This is a genomic window from Parabacteroides merdae ATCC 43184, assembly GCF_025151215.1.
Taxonomy (GTDB): Bacteria; Bacteroidota; Bacteroidia; order Bacteroidales; family Tannerellaceae; genus Parabacteroides; species Parabacteroides merdae.
On sequence record NZ_CP102286.1, the window covers coordinates 866,132 to 886,057 of the forward strand.

Here is a 19,926-nt window from a genome sequence, read left to right on the forward strand (position 1 = left end):
ATGAATTACACGTACATGAAAGGTTGTGCTCTGTGCATGACATTGTGCCTGACTTCGGCTGCTCTGCCTGGCAGGGCGAATGCAGAAAGTTCGGCTATCGTGAATGAAGTCTTGCAGTCATCTGTTGTGAAAGGGGTGGTAAAAGACTCGAATGGTGAACCTCTGTTAGGGGTTAATGTCCTTGTAAAAGGTACGACAATCGGTGCCGTCACCGATATAGACGGAAACTTTTCTTTTGAAGCTCCTGCCGGTTGTACATTGGTTATCTCTTACATTGGATTTGAATCGCAGGAAGTAAAAGTAAAAGGCAATGCTCCTCTGAACATTATTCTGAAAGAAGATTCCGAAGCATTAGACGAAGTGGTAGTGGTCGGTTATGGCGTACAAAAGAAAAGTGACGTGACTGGAGCTCTTTCTTCTGTGAAAGGCGATGATCTGACAAAATTGTCCATATCACGTACCGATCAGGCTTTGCAAGGACAGATGGCCGGTGTGATGGTACAGAATAGTGTGGCTGCACCAGGTGAATCGCCTAACATTATTATTCGTGGCGGTAACTCCTTGAAAGGCGAAAATGCTCCGTTGGTTGTGATTGACGGTGTTCTCGGTGGTGACCTTTCTTTGATAGACCCGAATGACATTACTTCTATCGAAGTATTGAAAGATGCTTCTTCTACCTCTATTTACGGTTCCCGCGGAGCGAATGGTGTCATCATGGTGACGACCAAACGTGGGCAGACTGGTAAACCGACCGTTTCTTATAGTGGTTATGTTTCGCTTTCGCAGGTATCAAAGAAAATGGATATGCTGAATGGTCAGGAACTATATGGCTTATTGAAAGAAGCACAGGAGAAATATCCTACGACAGCATTGAAAATACCGGAGTGGATAGATCCTAATAACTTGAATAATACCGACTGGCAGGGTGAAGTGTTCCGTACGGCCCCTATCACGGGCCATTCGTTGTCTGTAAGTGGCGGAACAGAAACGACACGCTATAGTTTGTCTGGTAACTACTTGATGCATCAGGGTATTGTGAAGAACTCTGATTTCAATCGTGCCGGCATACGTGCCAATATCGAACAGAAACTGGGAAAGAAGGTGACGGTCGGAGCTCTTATCAATGCTTCCCGTTCGTCGTCTTCCAACGCCAGTGTCAATCAGATGAACGGTTCTGATGGTGGTGGTGTCACGTTCTCTGCTTTAGGTTTTGGGCCATTGGTCCCTGTCTACAAGGAAGACGGCAGCCTTAGCGGTCCGCTAAAGGATGGAGCACAGATGAATAATCCGGTAGCTCTGATTAATGATCAGGTTGTGGATAAATTCCGTAATTATTTTCAGGGTACTGCTTTTCTGGAATGGGAAATCTTGAACGGCTTGAAATTTAAGACAGCTTGGACTTACACATATAGCGACCGTAAACAACGCCAGTTTACTTCCGGAGAGAATCTTCTTTCTTATAAAGGGCAGGGATATGCTTACATGAACGATCAGGAAACCACAAACTGGCTTGGTGAAAACACGTTGACTTATTCCAAGACATTCAATAAAGATCACTCTTTGAATGTTGTTGCCGGTTTTACTGCTGAGGCTTCCGATTATTTCAACAATAACAGCAGTGGTAAAGGGTTCGACATCGAATCGCTTGGTTATTGGAATATGGGACTTGCCAATAGCAGTCTGTTGTCTGTCGCTTCCGGTGGAAACCATTCTGCCATTGCTTCTTGGTTGGGCCGTGTGAACTATGCTTATAAAGGTAAATATTTGGCATCTGTTAGTTTCCGTGCTGACGGTTCTTCCAAGTTTGCGAAGAATAATAAATGGGGATATTTTCCTTCTGCTGCTTTGGGATGGCGTATCAGTGAGGAAGATTTTATGAAAGACATTTCTTGGATACAGAACCTGAAACTGCGTGCCAGCTATGGTGAAACAGGTAGCCAGGCGATTACAGCCTATCAGTCGTTGGCTAGTTTCAGTACGACCAGTTATGTCCTGAACGGAAGTTCTGCAGTGGCTCTTGTTCCAGGTCGTGTACCGAATCCCGACTTGAAATGGGAAACAACTAAACAGACGGATATAGGCATTGATTTGAGCGTATTGGGCGGACGTATATCTTTGGTTGCGGATTATTATTATAAAAAGACAGTCGATCTGCATTATGACAAGATCCTTCCGTACTATACAGGTTATTCTTCACAGACACAGAACATCGGTAGTAAATCCAATAAAGGTTGGGAATTTTCTCTGAATACACAGAATTTAGTGGGTGACTTCAAGTGGTCTACTTCTTTGAATATCGCTTTGAATCGGGAAAAAGTGCTTGACCTTGGCGATGATGAATACTTTTATACAAATGGTTCCGGAGGTGCTTTGGGAGCTGGTTTCAATGAAACTGGTATTGTGAAGGTCGGTGAGCCGTTGGGGAACTTCTACGGATATGTCTTTGACGGTATCTATCAGAATGAGGCAGAAGCCAAGGCGTTGGGGCTGACAAAAGATGATGTCGGTAGCGTGAAGTTCAAGGATTTGAATGGTGATAACAAGATTACGACTGAAGACCGTACGATCATCGGTAATGCTAACCCGGACTTTATCTTTGGTATTGGTAATGACTTTTCGTATAAGAATTTTGATCTGAGCTTTATGTTTCAGGGAACCTATGGCAATGATGTCTATAATTTGTTGAAAGTGACTTTCAGCGAATTACCGAGCAACTCGAACAATACCGGAAATGCTTTTGCGTTTGTAAAGGATTCCTGGAGAGGTGAAGGAACTTCGAATACGCAACAGGCATTTAACAAGGGTGTGGGTCCGTCTTCATCTCGTTTTGTGGAAGATGGATCTTATATTCGCTTGAAAAATTTGACGTTCGGCTATACTCTTCCTAAATCAGTTACATCCAAATGGGGCATTTCTAACTTACGTTTCTATCTGAGCGGACAGAACCTATTTACAATTACCGGCTATTCCGGTTATGACCCTGAAGTCAGTTCCCGTACAGGTAACTATAACTTAGGTTTTGACGGTGGTAGTTATCCGGCAACCCGCTCTTATACCTTCGGATTGAATCTTACATTATAATTGAACCATTAATATAAAGACGAAAATGAAAACATATATATATAAAGCAGTTGCAGGGGTGTGCTCCCTGATGCTATTGATGAGTAGTTGCGAGTCTTTCTTGTCGGAAGAACCGAAAGATTTCCTCTCGCCTGAAAACTTACCGAACACGGAGGCTGAATGCAATATGCTGCTGATGGGATCGCTGTCTTATTGGCGTAGCAACAACTTCGAACGTCATATTAACTTTATAGCCGAAGCAACGACTGATGCTGTTGTCAGTGCTACAGCCAATAATGTGGCTCGCGATGAAATGAACTCTTTGACTTGGCAAAGCGATAACGAGAGCCTTTATAAGCCCTGGCAGCAATTTTATGCTTGTATCAATGCTTCTAACATCATGATCGAGAAAGTTCCGAATGCTTCGAAAGTTTCGGATGAGGTCAAGACACGTTATGTCGCAGCTGCCCGTTATATGCGTGCGATGTCCTATTTCTATCTGGTGCGTATCTTTAATGATGTTATTTATCTGGACACGCCGGTGAATGACTTTACCAGTGCGAATAACATGACAAAGACACCGGCTAAAGAAATATATAATAAGATTGTTGAAGATTTGGAATATGCAGAAGCCAATCTTCCCGTAAAATGGGATTCTGGAACGGAACGTCCGACTGTCGCTGCCGCCAAGTCTTTGCTTTCATGGGTTTATATCACGATGGCCGGTGAACAGGTTAAAGACAATACCATGTGGGCGAAGGCGGCTTCCAAAGCGAAGGAAGTCATTGATAATGCCGCTACTTACGGTATTAAGCTGGAAGAAAATTATGCCGATCTTTGGCTGGTCAACAATCGGTATAACAAAGAATCGATCTTTGCCCTGAATTTTGCAGATGGGTTAGGAGATAACCAGTGTGGAGCCGAGTGGCGTCCGACCAGTATCGGGTCCGAATCAGGATGGGGATTCTTTTATACGAAACAATCCTATATCGATAAATTTGATGATAAGGATAAACGGAAAGCCGCTACCTTCTTGACCGAAATTGTCAGTACAGTTGATAATAAAACCTATACGACTGAGAATTTCGGTAGTCCGTATCCACATGGAAAGAAATGGTGTGATGGAGGTCGTGAAAATTTCTCACAGCGTAACAAGCGTACGGATATGTACATTCCTATCATCCGTTATGCCGATGTCTTGCTGATCTTTGCCGAAGCGGAAAACGAAGCCAATGGTCCGACGGCTGCAGCTTATGATGCCGTGAATCAACTGCGTGTACGTGCCGGTTTGGATAACTTGTCCGGTTTGTCTAAAGAGACTTTCCGTCAGGCAATCCAAAAAGAATGGACGTTAGAGACGACACACGAACGGATCTATCGTTTCAATTTGGTTCGCTGGGGCACTTATCTGACGGTAATGAAGGAATATTTCCAGAAAAATTTTCCTGAAAAGGTGAAGAATGTAACGGAAGAACGGTTGTATTTCCCTTGTCCGGAGCATGATTCATTGATCAATCCGAATTTGTAAGAAAATTTTTGAGTAGGTTTAAATAATCTTGGGGTATGGAATGACTGATGATTTCATACCCCTTCTTATAACACAAAATGGACAAAATGAAACTGAAAATTCTTTTTTTTGTTTTTCTGCTTGTCTGTAGTTCCTGTGCTTTGGACAAGAGGGATATTATCAGTTCGAATTTTGATTTTGCCGATATACAGTTGAAACATGCATTCGTGGAAATGGATTCGGTTTATAAAAGTACGGACAAGCTGCTTGCCAATCCTCGCAATATCGATCCGAACGGTTTCCTGCGCATGGTGGCATCCCATGATTGGACAAGCGGTTTTTTCCCAGGCGAACTTTGGTATATGTATGAATATACTAAAGATGATTTTTGGAAGGAGAAGGCCAGGAAACAGACTGAACTGCTTGAACAGGAGAAATGGAATGGGAGTACCCACGATATGGGCTTTAAAATGTATTGTAGCTATGGTAACGGTTATCGGTTGACTCAGGATTCTGGTTATAAGGATATTCTGTTGCAGTCTGCCTACACCCTGATCAGACGTTACAATCCAAAAGTGGGTTGTATCCGTTCCTGGGATCATAACAGGGATAAATGGCAGTATCCCGTAATCATCGATAATATGATGAATCTGGAACTACTTTTCTGGGCTTTCCGTACGAATGGCGATTCCATTTTCTACCAGGTTGCAGTCGACCATGCCCGTACTACGATGAAGAATCATTTTCGTAAGGACTACAGTTCCTATCATGTTATCGACTATGATACGTTGACCGGCGCAGTCTTGCATAAAAACACCCATCAGGGGTATTCCGATGCTTCGGCTTGGTCGCGTGGACAAGCGTGGGGATTGTACGGCTATACGATGTGCTATCGAGAAACTGGATTGCCTGAATTTTTGGAACGTGCCAAACAAATTGCCTCTTATATTTTCTCCAATCCTACATTGCCGGACGATTTGATACCTTATTGGGATTATAATGCTCCAGGAATACCGGACGAGCCGCGTGATGTATCGGCGGCCACCGTTACGGCTTCTGCTCTTTACGAGTTGAGTATGTATGATGAAACGAATAGAACCGGATATGTGGATAGGGCTGATAGGATATTGGAAAATCTGACGAACCGTTATCGGGCAAGTGTAGGGAAAGACTGTGGTTTCCTGCTTTTGCATAGTACCGGTTCCAAGACTCACGGTTCGGAAGTGGATGTGCCGATCGTATATGCGGATTATTACTATCTGGAAGCCTTGTTGCGAAAAGCCAAATTGGAAAAAGAAGGAACTGCTCTCTTGTAAAATTAATTGAATTTTAAATTGAATATTAGAATATGAAGTACTTGTTTGTTGCATGCTTATTGTGTTTGTCCGTTCTGTCGGCTGTGGCGAAAGTGCCTGCTATGAATAAGATTCGGCTGACGAACAATTGGGAATATCTGAAAGGTGATTTGGGGGGAATCTGGGAGGCTGTACGTCCTGCCGCACCCGGCAGTTCGGAGGCGGTTCCCATCTGGCAGCCTGTTACGTTACCTCATTGTTTTAATGCCGAAGATGCTGTTGATCCGGACGTGAATTATTATGAAGGTCCGGGATGGTATAAAACTTTGCTGGCGATAGACAATCCCTATCGGAACGGGCGGATCGTACTCGATTTCGACGGGGCGGGACAGAAGACGGATGTCTATGTCTATACGACTCATGTCGGTAGCCATGTTGGCGGTTATGACAGTTGGAATGTCGATATTACGGATGCGGTAAAAGCATTTCTCGGCAGTAAAGATGCGGAACGTTTCAAAGGGAAAGTACCTTTGTCGATCCGTTGCGATAATTCACGTGATCTGGAAATGATACCATCCGATCTGGCTGATTTCAATATCTATGGTGGTCTGTACCGGTATTTGAACTTGGTGTACCTGCCTGAAGTTTCTTTTGAACAGATTCATTTGGAATCTTCCCTCTCTTCTAACTTGAAAGAAGGTATATTGAAGGTGAAAACTTCGTTTTATAATCCGGAAGATATAAGGAAGGCGGATGTGACCGTTTCCGTTTACGATGTGGACCGTAAACCAGTCTTCTCGAAAACACTGGAAGGAATACTTCCTTTGGGTGACCAGCTTTTAGCAAAGATGAAGATCAAGAATCCGGTATTGTGGGACGTGGATGTGCCACAACTCTATACTTGCGAGTTGACTGTAAAGACACCGGATCAGACTTTCACGACGGAAGAACGCTTCGGTTTCCGCCATACGGAGTTTAAGGACAAAGGTCCATTCTTCCTGAACGGCAAACGTTTGCTGTTGCGAGGTACGCATCGCCATGAGGATCACGCTGGTGTGGCACAAGCCATGACGGAAGATATGATGCGTCGTGAAATGCGGATGATGAAAGATATGGGCGTGAACTTTATCCGTTTAGGACATTACCAACAATCTGAAATCATTCTGGACCTTTGCGACGAATTGGGCATTCTGGTATGGGAAGAAATTCCTTGGTGTCGGGGCGGTCTTGGAGGCGATGTCTACAAAAAACAAGCCCGTCGGATGCTTGCTAATATGATCGTCCAGCATCATAATCATCCGGCTGTCATCATCTGGGGGTTGGGTAATGAGAATGACTGGCCTAACGATTTCAATACGTTCGACAAGAGTGCGATCCGTGCTTTCATGAAAGAGTTGCACGACATGGCGCACCGTTTAGACGACACACGTATGACGGCGATCCGCCGGTGTGAATTTTGTAATGATATTGTTGATGTCTATTCACCTTCTATCTGGGCTGGTTGGTATCGGGGTGTCTTTACCGATTATAAATCGATCTCAGAACAGGAGATGCAGAAGGTAAAACACTTCCTGCATGTAGAGTGGGGAGGTGACAGCCATGCCCGTCGTCATTCGGAAGATGCTTTTTATAATCTGAAGAACATCGAGGCAGGAAAGGGCGGTGATGAACGTGCCGGCGATGCTTCCTTATATGGTGGCGTTCCACGTGCTTCGCGCGATGGCGATTGGTCGGAAAGTTATGTGGTCCGTCTGATCGACTGGCATCTGAAAGAGCAGGAGACGATGCCGTGGCTGACCGGTACAGCCTACTGGCCTTTTAAAGATTTTTCGACTCCGGTCCGTCCCGACAATCCTGTCCCTTATGTCAATCAGAAGGGGGTGGTTGAACGCGATTTTACTCCGAAAGAAAGCTACTATGTGTTCCAGTCTTACTGGACGGAGAAGCCGATGATCCATATCTACGGTCATACCTGGCCGGTTCGCTGGGGTGGAAAAGATGACCGCAAGGAAATCTTGGTATATTCTAACTGCGACGAAGTGGAGCTTTTTGTCAATGGTGTGAGCCAGGGTGTGAAACGGCGTAATAGTCAGGATTACCCGGCTGCCGGGTTGCGCTGGAATTGTGTTTATCAGGAAGGCATGAACGAAATACGGGCTGTCGGTGTAAAGAAAAAGGAGAAGAAGGAGGTTTCTGATGTCATTCGTCAGGAATACCAGACTGCTAAATGGGATAAAGAAGCCGCTTGCCAAGTGAGCTTGCTTTCCGAAGAGGGAGATACGGCTTTGGTACAGGTACAACTGATCGATAAAAACGGCATCCGTTGTCTCAGCTCCAAAAAGCAGATTACGTTTGAGATTGCCGGAGATGGCAGCCTGATCTGCAATTTAGGAACTTCGACCGGTAGTCGTAAAGTACAGGCGTATAATGGTCGTGCCCTGATCCGTATCAAACGGAACGAGGGTAATAGCGTGGTTGCTGTTAAATCGGAAGGCCTGCCGACTGCATTCCTGGAATTGAAGAGTCCCAAGTAGGGGTAGGTCGTTTTTTGATTGTAAACTGGAAAAAAACGTAGAGACGGCCCGCCGTGTTTTAATTTACGGCGGGACTTTTTATCCGGGTTGCACTAAGTTAAAAGTAAGGGGTGGATTATGAACGGCTGCTTATTATAAAAAATAGGTGAGTGAATTGAATTGCTGGATGTCTGGATTATATTATATTTGCAAAAAGTAAATAAAGAACGAATGGATAATATGAAACCCCTGAACCCCATTCAGAAAACGGTTGTTGGCGTTCAGTTCCTTTTTGTGGCGTTTGGTGCGACTGTTCTCGTTCCTTTGCTGGTTGGCCTTGATCCTTCTACCGCCCTTTTTACTGCTGGTATCGGCACGTTGATCTTTCATTTGGTGACGAAAGGGAAAGTTCCTATTTTTCTGGGAAGCAGTTTCGCTTTTGTGGCGCCTATCATAAAGGCGACGGAATTGTATGGGTTGCCCGGTACGATGTCCGGCCTGGTGGCTGTGGGGACCGTCTATGGGTTGATGAGCTTGTTGGTCCGGTGGAGAGGAATCGGTTTTATCAAGCGGCTTTTTCCGCCGGTGGTGATCGGGCCGGTTATTATTCTGATCGGCCTCTCGCTGGCAGGCTCAGGTGTGAATATGGCAAAAGAGAACTGGCCGTTGGCGCTGGTAGCCCTGCTTTCCGCTATTCTCGCCTCTATGTTGGGTCGGGGAATGTTGAGATTGATCCCTATCTTCTGTGGAATCATCGTCGGGTATCTGACTGCGAGTCTGTTCGGCTTGATCGACTTCAAGCCTGTGATAGAAGCTCCTTGGTTTGCATTTCCGCAATTTGTAAAGCCTTCATTGTCGTGGGAAGCGGTTATTTTTATGATTCCGGTGACGATTGCTCCGGTGATCGAACATATAGGCGATGTGTACGCAATCAACGAGGTGACGGGCAAGGATTTCGTAAAAGATCCGGGACTTCACCGCACGATGTTGGGAGACGGCCTGGCATGTATCGTCGCCGGATTGATCGGCGGTCCTCCCGTCACGACCTATTCGGAGGTGACAGGAGCTATTTCGCTGACAAAGATTACAGACCCGGCCGTTATCCGTATTGCTGCCGTAAGCGGTATCATCTTTTCTGTGTTTGGGAAGGTCAGCGCGTTGCTTAAATCGATTCCCGCCGCCGTGTTGGGGGGCATCATGTTGCTGCTGTTCGGAACGATTGCCGCTGTCGGCATCAACAGCTTGATCCAGAATCGGACCAATCTGGGCGACACTCGCAACCTGATCATCGTCTCATTGATCCTGACTTTCGGGATTGGTGGTGCTGCCATTGAATTTGGCGGTTTCACGATGGCCGGTATCGGGCTTTCGGCTTTACTGGGAGTCTTTTTGAACCTGGTGTTGCCTAAGAGCAAGACTCTACCGTAATTTTCAATTTTCAACTCTCAATTATCAATTAATTGTTACCTTTGTGCCGCTTTTTACGTGAAGAAGCGGAAATATGTTTAATCAGTATTGGTAAAGGGGAATCTGTCTATGCAAAAATCTGACTGCATCATTGGTGTGGAGCATGTGTCTAAATTCTTTGGAGACAAGGCCGTATTGAATGATGTGAATTTGTCTGTCCGTAAGGGCGAGTTTGTAACCATTCTGGGGCCGTCCGGTTGCGGGAAGACGACATTGTTGCGTCTGATTGCCGGATTCCAGACAGCTTCTGAGGGTATAATAACCATTGCGGGGAAAGAAATTACGCAAACACCCCCTCATAAACGTCCAGTTAATACTGTATTTCAGAAATACGCTCTTTTCCCTCATCTGAATGTCTTCAATAACATCGCTTTCGGCTTGAAGCTGAAAAAACTTCCGGCTGTCGTGATCGAGAAAAAGGTGAAGCAGGCCCTCAAGATGGTAGGAATGACCGATTATGAGTACCGTGATGTGGATTCCCTTTCCGGCGGACAGCAACAACGTGTCGCGATTGCCAGAGCTATCGTGAACGAACCGGAAGTGCTCCTGCTGGACGAACCGCTGGCGGCTCTTGACCTCAAGATGCGCAAGGATATGCAGATGGAGTTGAAGGAAATGCATAAGTCTCTCGGAATCACCTTTATCTATGTTACTCACGATCAGGAAGAAGCACTCACCCTGAGCGATACGATCGTCGTGATGAGCGAAGGGAAGATCCAGCAGATCGGGACGCCTATTGACATTTATAACGAACCGATCAACTCCTTTGTCGCCGACTTTATCGGCGAAAGCAATATTCTGAACGGACTGATGATCAAAGATAAGTTGGTATCCTTTGCCGGGCATGAGTTCGAATGCGTAGACGAAGGTTTCGGCGAACGGACCCCGGTAGATGTCGTGCTCCGCCCGGAAGACATTTATATTTTCGAGCCGTCTGAAGCCGCCATGCTGACCGGGACGGTTACCTCTTCCATTTTCAAGGGCGTTCACTACGAGATGATGGTGCAGACGCCGGAAGGCTATGAGTTCATGGTACAGGACTACCATTGTTTCGATGCCGGGCAGGAAGTCGGTTTGCTGGTCAAACCATTTGATATCCATGTGATGAAAAAGGAACGTATCTGCAATACGTTCGAAGGAAAGATGGTGGATGCCACGCATGTGGAATTTTTAGGCTGTACGTTCGAATGCCGAGAGGTATCCGGCATTGACTCGGAAGCACCCGTGCAGGTCGAAGTAGATTTTGACCGCGTCATTCTGGAAGACAACGAGGAAGACGGCCGTCTGACCGGTGAAGTGAAATTTATCCTCTACAAAGGCAACCATTATCATCTGACGGTGTTTACCGACTGGGACGAAGATATCTTTGTCGATACGAATGATGTTTGGGACGATGGCGACCGGGTCGGAATCACGATCGCTCCCGAAAATATACGGATTGTTCAATCAACTAAAAAGGAAGGAAGTGATAAGTAAGATTTCAGCTTTTTTTATGCGGCGTAAGAACTGGACGATTCCTTATGCCCTGTTTTTGGCTGTCTTTGTCGTAATGCCCTTGTTGTTGATCGTATTATATGCGTTTACAGATGCCGACGGAGCGTTCACTTTTGCTAATTTCCGTAAGTTCATGGTACACCCCGAAGCGATGAATACGTTCGTCTATTCGATCGGGATTGCTATTATCACCACACTTGCCTGTCTCATCCTTGGCTATCCGGCAGCTTATATCCTGAGCCAGGAGCGTTTTAACACTTCCCGGACGATGGTCGTGCTATTCATCCTGCCGATGTGGGTGAATATCCTGATCCGTACGCTGGCTACGGTAGCATTGTTCGATTTCCTAAACCTGCCGTTGGGAGAGGGGGCGTTGGTTTTCGGTATGGTGTATAACTTTCTCCCGTTCATGATCTATCCGATTTATAATACGTTGCAAAAGATGGACCGCAGCCTGATCGAGGCGGCCCAGGACTTGGGAGCCAATCCGTTTCAGGTCTTTATGAAAACGATTCTGCCTCTTTCGATGCCCGGCGTGATGAGCGGGATCGTCATGGTTTTCATGCCGACGGTTTCCACGTTTGCCATTGCCGAATTACTGACGATGAATAACATCAAACTGTTCGGTACGACCGTGCAAGAAAATATCTATAACGGTATGTGGAATTATGGAGCGGCGCTTTCTCTTATTATGCTGTTGCTGATTGGTGTTACCATCCTCTTTACGAATGAAGAGGACAGTGCTTCGAACGAAGGGGGAGGTGTGATATGATGACGAAATGGATGGCAAAAGGGTATTTGTGGCTACTGTTGGTGCTGCTATATTCCCCGATTCTGATTATTATGATTTTCTCGTTTACCGAAGCGAAAGTCTTGGGAAACTGGACGGGATTTTCAACCAAATTGTATAGTTCGCTGTTTACAGGAGGCGTGCAGCGTTCGTTGGTGAGTGCGTTGTGGAATACGTTCGCCATTGCGATGATCGCGGCGACCGTCTCCACGCTGTTGGGTAGTATTGCGGCTATCGGTATTTTCAACCTGCGATCACGGACCCGCCAGGTAATGAATTTTGCTAATGCGATCCCGATGATGAATGCAGATATTATTACGGGCGTATCCCTTTTCCTGCTGTTCGTGAGTTTTGGCGTTTCACAGGGATTCACGACGGTCGTGCTGGCGCATATCACGTTCTGCACGCCCTATGTGGTGCTGAGTGTCATGCCACGCCTGAAAAAGATGAACCAGAATGTCTATGAGGCGGCGCTCGATTTGGGGGCGACTCCTTTCCAGGCGTTGCGCAAGGTGATCCTGCCGGAGATTCGTCCGGGCATGATCAGCGGCTTTATACTGGCTTTTACGCTTTCGATCGATGATTTTGCTGTTACCATCTTTACGATCGGCAACGAGGGACTGGAAACCCTATCGACCTTTATTTATGCGGATGCCCGCAAAGGGGGACTGACACCGGAGTTGCGTCCGCTGTCAACTATCATTTTCGTGACGGTGCTTGTCCTTTTGATTGTGATTAATAAACGGGCGGAGAAGTCCAAAAGCTAATGGAGAAAAGCAGGAAATGAATAAACTGATTACAATAATAGCGAGTTGCCTCTTTCTTTTGACTTTCATGTCTTCATGCAATCGTACGGATGAGGAGCGCAGTCATATTCTGAAAGTCTACAATTGGGCAGACTATATCGACGAGGATGTCTTGGCCGAATTTCCCGCTTGGTACAAGGAGCAGACCGGCGAAGATATCCGGATTATCTACCAGGTGTTCGATATCAATGAGATCATGCTTACCAAAATCGAACGCGGGCATGAAGATTTCGACCTGATCTGTCCGTCCGAATATATAATCGAACGGATGTTGAAGAAAAACCTTCTTGTCCCGATAGACCGCAATTTCGGAAAGACACCGGATTATCTGGATAATGTCTCTCCCTATATCCGCGGGCAACTGAACAAGCTAAGCCAGCCGGGACGGAAAACGACCGACTATGTCGTCCCTTATATGTGGGGAACGGCTGGGATTTTGTATAACAAGCAGTTCGTGGAGGAGAAAGAGGTCGAAAGCTGGGAGTGTCTTTGGGATTCGAAGTTCAGAAACAAGATATTGATGAAAGACAGCTATCGTGACTCCTATGGTACGGCCATTATCTACGCCCATGCGAAGGAACTGGAAGATGGGACCGTGACGGTCGAGCAACTGATGAACGACAATTCTCCCGAAGCGATCGCCATAGCCGAAGAACTTCTGAAAAAGATGAAACCCAACATTGCCGGTTGGGAAGCCGATTTCGGCAAGGAAATGATGACGAAAGGCAAAGCCTGGCTCAATTTTACCTGGAGCGGCGATGCGGTCTGGGCGATGGACGAAGCGGAGGCTGTCGGGGTGGAACTGGACTATGAAGTGCCCCGAGAAGGCAGCAATATCTGGTATGACGGCTGGGCGATCCCTAAATATGCCCGTAATGTAAAGGCGGCCAGTTATTTTATTGATTATCTTTGTCGTCCGGACGTCGCTTTGCGGAATATGGATGCCATCGGTTACGTCAGTGCCATTGCGACTCCCGAAATTATGGAAGCCAAGATCGATTCGACAATCGAGACAGTTTCCGACTTGAGTTATTTCTTCGGTCCCGGTGCGGATAGCATCCGGATCAATCCGGTACAATACCCCGACCGCAAGGTGGTAGAACGTTGTGCCATGATCCGCGATTTCGGAGATCGGACGGAACTTGTTTTGGAAATGTGGAGCCGCGTGAAAGGAGATAACTTGAATACAGGGATCGTCTTGCTGATCTTTGCCGTGTTCGGAGTGTTATTTGTCTGGCTGGTATATCGCAGGATACGTCAATATAAACAGCGGCAACGGCATCACCGGCGTCGTCGCCGCTGGTAGTAAATAGTTAGAATCAAAATTGTCGATTATCAATTGTCAATTAAAAGAAGGTCATGGAAGGCATAAAAAATTTGGTTATAGATTTTGGCGGCGTGATTATCAATCTCACCCGTAATCGGTGCATCGAGGCATTCGAGAGTTTGGGGGTCGCGAATATACGCGAGCAGATTGTCAATAACTACCAGCATAAGGATCTGTTCATGAAGATCGAGCTCGGTTCCATTACGGTAGCAGAGTTTCGCGAGGGTATCCGTCATCTGACCAGACAGCCTTTGACGGACGAACAGATAGATGCCGCCTGGATCGCCATGCTCGATGATGTTCCGGATTATAAGCTGGATCTTTTGCTCGACCTCCGCAAGCGTTACAATACGATGCTGCTCAGCAATACGAACGAGATTCATTGGGACTGGTCGGAAAAGACCTGTTTTTCCTATAAAGGCTACCATGCTTCCGACTTTTTCAATCATATTTATCTTTCCTACCGCCTCCATCTGCTGAAACCCGATGCCGAAATTTTCGAATATGTCCTGCAAGATGCCGATATCCGTCCTGAAGAAACACTTTTCATAGATGATGCCGTCCCCAATTGCCGTACGGCGGAATCACTAGGATTCCATACCTATACGCCGCAACCTCGTGAAGACTGGTCGCATTTGTTTGGAATTATGAATCATAAATCATAAATCTCTCACATTTAATATATTGTATGATGTCTCTACGTCATACACATCGTTACCGTCCACCTTCTTGATATAGTTTACAACACGGATGGTAACGGGAAGGATGATTACTTCATAGAGGGATTTCAGAACCGCCTGTGTCCCGATCATAATGAAAAGTTCGCCTATCGGTATCAGTCCGGCGAAAGCGATCGGGAAAAAGATCATCGAATCGGCACTCTCGCCGACCAAAGTGGAGACGATGGCCCGTAAAGAGAAATTCTTTCCGGCTGAAGCAATCTTCATCTTACTCATCACGTAAGCATTCAGGAACGAACCGACAAGAAAAGCCATCAGGCTTGCTATGGCGATGCGCGGTGCCATTCCGAACACGAAGTTGAAACCTTCTTCGCCTTCCCAAAATGGGGCGGCAGGCAACATCACCGCCAATTGCGCAAATCCGATTACAAGGAAATTAGAAATGAATCCGCTCCAAATAATCAGGCGTGCCTTCTTGAATCCCCATACTTCGGCGATACAGTCATTGATGATATATGAGATCGGGAAAACGATCAGTCCGGCAGTCGCTGTGATGCCGAATACCTGGATAACTTTGGTTTCTAACAGGTTTGAAGCTACCAGGCAGATATTGAACAGGATGCCTAACAGCATGAATGGTACGGTTACAGTAGATGTCTTCTGCATATTTCTTGTTTTTAACGAGGTTTATCAAGCACTCGGTGAATAATATAAAGGAACGTTTTTGGTATTCCGAGGGCAAAGATAGTGATATTTTTATTTATGCCTATTATATGTGACAGCCGAATGAGGCGATAAGCAGCCTTAAAACCGACAGAAAGAGAATCGCCATTTCTCTGTCACTCTATCACATTTTGTCTTGTATGTGTTGATATCCATGTTGTGCAAGGTGTGATACATGCCGGATTCATGTATCACGCCTGTATCACACTGTGTCACACATCCGACTGGGATTTTAGCAATATATATATGATCTTTCTGCTAAGTATGTATCTTAATTACAAAGGATTAGTATGATATGGCTCCGAACACCCGGGTGTACCCTTTTCGGACATCCGGGTGTGGGGGGTGGTAACATCCGGGTGTAGAAAGCCGGAAGATGGGGGTGTTGTCAACCATTTCTGCTTACTTTCCGCTCTTTTTCTGCTTGTCTTTAGTAAAAAAGTGCCTTAGGATGGTGAAATGGCTTCTGCATAAATGCATATCGGTACGTTTCCTTTCGTTTTGTGGATAGATGTTTTCCTGCTTGAATCAGAACCGGTTGCGCAGTTCCTCCGATGCCTTGTAGCGGACTAACGACATATAGCCGGCTCCCATCCGTAAGTTCGGCAAAATGCGATAATTGATTTCTCCTATGGTAAGGAACCATCCGGCTTCCCTGAAATCGTCTCGCGGACGGATATTTTTACATAAATACCTGATAATTCTGGATTATAATTCCCCTGAGAGGCTGTTTGGTTTTTGTGTCCAATGATTTGAGATGGCCGGGAGGACGTTTAAAGTTGCCGGTCGGGATATTTTAGTAGATGTTGGCCATGCTAACCAGTGGCTCGTACAGTTTCTCTATATCTTGGGCGTCCAGTTCGATGGTGAGCTGGTCACCGGGGAGTATGGTTTGTCCGGTGGGGGAGATGTCTTTGCGGTCGCGGTGGATATTCATGATTATGCAATGGTTGGGAAGTTCGAGCGTATCGACCTCCTTGCGGTCGAAATAGGCTCCGGCCATCACTTCCACGTCCAAAGTCAGCCGCTTCTGCTCACGGAAGGCCGGTTTGTTGATCATCTCTTCATAGAACATTACGTTGAACGGCTTTATTCCCAACAGTTCCGTGAAATAATAAGTGAGTCCTCCTACGACGATGGAAGGATAGAAAACTTCGAAATGCCCTGTGATCTCCGTAATCAGGATAATGGCTGTGATAGGAGTGCGCACGACGGCGACCAGGAAGGCGCCCATTCCGATCAGCATGACATAGCTCACACTTTCCATCCTGACGATCCCGTGTTGCACCAGGATGAGGGCATAGAGCTTACCGGTCAGTCCGCCTGTCACCAGAGTCGGGATAAAGTTCCCTCCCGGCAATCCGGAGGAGAAGGAAAAAACGGTAAATACCATGTGCAGGAACATCATCCCTGCAATCCAATAGATATTGCTGTTGCCGCCTTCCGCCTGTTGCATCAGGAACTGCTCGCCTCCACCGGTCAGATCAGTGACCGTCAGCGAAATGATGTATGCCATGCCCAGAAGACCTAACAGCTTGATATATTCGGGTTGCCGGATGGCCGGGTACATCCGTTTGGCGTATAGCATCAGCAGTGAATAGAGTTTGCCGAAAACCGATACGATGACGGCAAACAGGATATACAGCTTGATATGCAGTCCCATCGACAGGTCGGGCACGATGGCCTGTATGTCGTGGTACGGGTTGATCGGGAAAATCGTACTGGCGATCGCTCCGGCGACGACACCGGCCAGGATCGTCGTGATAGCCGTTTTCGGAGCATCGAAGCGTTCGATCGATTCGATCACCAGCGTAGCGGCGGCAAGAGGAGCGGCAAAGGCAGCTGCCAGTCCTGCGCCTGCGCCTGCGGCAAGGAGCTGTTTGCGTTCGCCGCTCAGGATATGTCCCCATTTGCTGACCAGGTCACCTATGTAGGAACCCATTTGTACAGAAGGTCCCTCGCGTCCCATCGAGAGACCGCTGCTGAGTGTCAGCACACCACCCGCAAACTTAGCCAGCAGTTGGCGAAAGGAATGTGCATACTCGATGCGTCCATTGATAACGCCCCGTGTCTGCGAAATGCCTCCGCCTCCGATGTAAGGCCACCGTCTGGCCATCCGGGCGACGAAGCAGAGGATACCCCATAGGGCAAGGAATAAGACGATATGGTAATACCAGGGAGGCGAAGACTGGAAGAAGTTCTTCCGCATATTGAAGAATAGTTGCAGCAGATAGTGGTAAGGAACCGCCACCAATCCGGTCAGCAGTCCTACGATCAGACTCACGAAATAGAGTCTGGCATCTACCAGCTTCAGTTTTACTATCCGATTAATCTTCATCTTCCCTTAAACAGGGAGCGAAGGCCGTTGGTTTAGCTTTCAATTCTCAAAAGCATCTGATATATCCCAACGAATAAGTCTCGTACAGGTTATCCTTCATTCCGTGTGTATACCGGAAGGAGATTATGTTTTTCTTGATCTCGTATCTGAGGTTGTTGCGCCAATGTATGGGGCGGTCACCGTTGTTTTCGTATCCGTAAAACCCGGCCAGGTTGGTGGCGAGCGTGAAGCCTCTGTATTTACCGGTGAACCCGACTCCGTATGAGATGGCGTCGTTCTGGCGATGCACCATGTCGTTCGTCATCCAGCAATAGAACCCGGCGAGCGCCTGCATACGGATCGAGGCCTTCCCGTCGGCACTTTTCCACAGGTTACGCCCCATGTTTACGTCGAACCAGTAGGAGGCGGCATCGGTAAAACGGGCGTCGCACAGGCGGCCTCCGCTGGCTGTCTTGATGTTGGCGCTAATGGTCGCGTCTACCCATTTCTCGCTTTTCAGGACTTGGAAAAAGGAGCTGATAACGATGTCGCCGTTATATTTGATCGGGCTTTCCGTATCCACGGCAAAGCGTTCGTCACGCGTTTCCGGTGTCATCTTATATTTTTCCTTGAAGCACCAGTTCACTTCGATTCCCGCGCGCCCCCTGAAGAAGGGCAGCAGGGCACGCCCCACGATGTCCCAGGTCTTGTCACCCGTATAATAATGGTATTCGCCCCGTACTTCCACTTCGTACCGCTCGCTCACCTGTCCGTCCCTCATTTCCGGGATCGGAAAGGCGTTCGGACCGAAATAGCGCGGAGAATATATGAGCAGTTCTGTTTTGTCGCGCCAACTGTCGGCATGGCTATAAGTGGCTGAAAAGACAAATACGAATGTTATCAATAATATTCGGGATAAATATTTCATCATGGATGTATTTTTTCTTAAGGCCACAAAAGTACATATTTCATATTGATTTAGTACATTTGCCTCAAACAAATCTTTAAACCATAAAGTACCATGAGACATTTACATTTTGGGAAGCTGTTTTTTGTTGTCTTTTCCCTCTTGTTAGCCTATACGGTTTCGGCGCGTAAACCGATTAAAACATTACTGATCACAGGACAAAACAACCATAACTGGCAGGTGAGCCATGTTGTGCTGAAACAAATCCTGGAAAATTCCGGTCGTTTTGATGTGGACTTTGTCATCTCTCCCGAACAGGGCAAGGATATGTCCGGTTTTGTGCTCGACTTTAGCCCTTACCAGTTGGTAGTGCTGGACTATAACGGAGATTCGTGGCCGGAGGAGACGAACCGCCGCTTCCTGGAATATGTGCAGAACGGCGGTGGTGTTGTCATTTATCATGCAGCCGACAATGCTTTCTCCAAATGGCCGGAGTTCAATAGGATCTGTGCTTTGGGTGGTTGGGAAGGACGTAATGAGAATTCCGGCCCTTATGTGTATTGGAAGGACGGAAAACTGGTCAAGGACAGTTCGGCGGGTCCGGGTGGTTCTCATGGACGCCAGCACGAATATGTGCTGAACGGGCGTGACAAGGTGCATCCGGTTGTGAAGGGCCTGCCTTTAAAATGGCGTCATGCCAAAGATGAACTTTACGACCGTATGCGGGGACCGGGCAATATCCGGGATATTTTGTACACGGCCTATTCGGATAAGGAAACAAACGGTTCCGGTCGTGAAGAACCGCTGGTATTTACGGTCGATTACGGGAATGCTCGCATCTTCCATACGATGCTTGGCCATGCCGGTGCTACTACGGAAGATAATATAGCAATGCAATGTACGGGCTTCCAGGTGCTTTTGCTTCGTGGCGCCGAATGGGCGGCAACCGGAAAAGTAACCCAGAAAGTCCCGAAAGATTTCCCGACGGAGACTACTTGTTCTTATCGGAAAGATTATAAGGAGAATTGACAATTATCAAT

14 protein-coding genes are annotated in these 19,926 nt (G+C 46.9%); 11 read left to right on the forward strand and 3 right to left on the reverse strand.

Going from position 1 to position 19,926, the window contains the following annotated elements; all coding sequences use genetic code 11:
• The 10 genes from NQ542_RS03435 (at position 1) to NQ542_RS03480 (ending at position 14,924) form a co-directional block, all read left to right on the forward strand.
• Positions 1 to 3,081: a SusC/RagA family TonB-linked outer membrane protein gene (locus NQ542_RS03435; RefSeq protein WP_005650019.1), complete on the forward strand. Its 3,081-nt coding sequence runs from the start codon at positions 1 to 3 to the stop codon at positions 3,079 to 3,081.
• 25 nt (positions 3,082 to 3,106) lie between these two features.
• Entirely contained in the window at positions 3,107 to 4,588 is a 1,482-nt protein-coding gene (locus tag NQ542_RS03440; RefSeq protein ID WP_005639102.1) for a RagB/SusD family nutrient uptake outer membrane protein, read from the forward strand.
• Positions 4,589 to 4,674: 86 nt separating this feature from the next.
• Complete coding sequence (locus tag NQ542_RS03445) at positions 4,675 to 5,883, forward strand: glycoside hydrolase family protein (protein WP_005642670.1); 1,209 nt, start codon at positions 4,675 to 4,677, stop codon at positions 5,881 to 5,883.
• A gap of 32 nt (positions 5,884 to 5,915) precedes the next feature.
• Positions 5,916 to 8,396 (forward strand): glycoside hydrolase family 2 protein, encoded by a 2,481-nt coding sequence (locus tag NQ542_RS03450; RefSeq protein ID WP_005639106.1) that lies wholly within the window; start codon positions 5,916 to 5,918, stop codon positions 8,394 to 8,396.
• Between the two features lie 210 nt (positions 8,397 to 8,606).
• The gene (locus NQ542_RS03455; protein ID WP_005639108.1) at positions 8,607 to 9,803 is read left to right on the forward strand and encodes a uracil-xanthine permease family protein; all 1,197 of its coding nucleotides are present in this window, start codon (positions 8,607 to 8,609) and stop codon (positions 9,801 to 9,803) included.
• Positions 9,804 to 9,911: 108 nt separating this feature from the next.
• Complete coding sequence (potA, locus tag NQ542_RS03460) at positions 9,912 to 11,318, forward strand: polyamine ABC transporter ATP-binding protein (protein ID WP_005639109.1); 1,407 nt, start codon at positions 9,912 to 9,914, stop codon at positions 11,316 to 11,318.
• 16 nt (positions 11,319 to 11,334) lie between these two features.
• Positions 11,335 to 12,108, forward strand: a complete 774-nt coding sequence (locus NQ542_RS03465; protein WP_036657318.1) for an ABC transporter permease — start codon at positions 11,335 to 11,337, stop codon at positions 12,106 to 12,108.
• Positions 12,105 to 12,893, forward strand: a complete 789-nt coding sequence (locus NQ542_RS03470; protein WP_005639113.1) for an ABC transporter permease — start codon at positions 12,105 to 12,107, stop codon at positions 12,891 to 12,893. Before NQ542_RS03465 ends, NQ542_RS03470 begins: the two co-directional genes overlap by 4 nt.
• Positions 12,894 to 12,909: 16 nt before the next feature.
• Positions 12,910 to 14,238 (forward strand): ABC transporter substrate-binding protein, encoded by a 1,329-nt coding sequence (locus tag NQ542_RS03475; protein ID WP_005639114.1) that lies wholly within the window; start codon positions 12,910 to 12,912, stop codon positions 14,236 to 14,238.
• A gap of 53 nt (positions 14,239 to 14,291) precedes the next feature.
• The gene (locus tag NQ542_RS03480; RefSeq protein WP_005639116.1) at positions 14,292 to 14,924 is read left to right on the forward strand and encodes an HAD family hydrolase; all 633 of its coding nucleotides are present in this window, start codon (positions 14,292 to 14,294) and stop codon (positions 14,922 to 14,924) included.
• Here the strand turns inward: NQ542_RS03480 and NQ542_RS03485 are convergent.
• The 3 genes from NQ542_RS03485 to NQ542_RS03495 form a co-directional block, all read right to left on the reverse strand.
• Entirely contained in the window at positions 14,919 to 15,605 is a 687-nt protein-coding gene (locus tag NQ542_RS03485; RefSeq protein ID WP_005639118.1) for a queuosine precursor transporter, read from the reverse strand. The two genes, NQ542_RS03480 and NQ542_RS03485, sit on opposite strands and share 6 nt — an antisense overlap.
• An 853-nt stretch (positions 15,606 to 16,458) precedes the next feature.
• Positions 16,459 to 18,000 carry a ClC family H(+)/Cl(-) exchange transporter gene (locus NQ542_RS03490; RefSeq protein ID WP_005639127.1) on the reverse strand — a complete coding sequence of 514 codons (1,542 nt, stop codon included), beginning with the start codon at positions 17,998 to 18,000 and terminating at the stop codon, positions 16,459 to 16,461.
• Between the two features lie 46 nt (positions 18,001 to 18,046).
• The gene (locus tag NQ542_RS03495) at positions 18,047 to 18,907 is read right to left on the reverse strand and encodes a hypothetical protein (protein ID WP_005650013.1); all 861 of its coding nucleotides are present in this window, start codon (positions 18,905 to 18,907) and stop codon (positions 18,047 to 18,049) included.
• A gap of 93 nt (positions 18,908 to 19,000) precedes the next feature.
• Here NQ542_RS03495 and NQ542_RS03500 point away from each other — a divergent pair, with 93 nt between their 5' ends.
• A complete protein-coding gene (locus tag NQ542_RS03500) occupies positions 19,001 to 19,915 on the forward strand; it encodes a ThuA domain-containing protein (protein WP_005639131.1) in 915 nt (304 codons plus the stop codon).
• Positions 19,916 to 19,926: the final 11 nt, after the last annotated feature.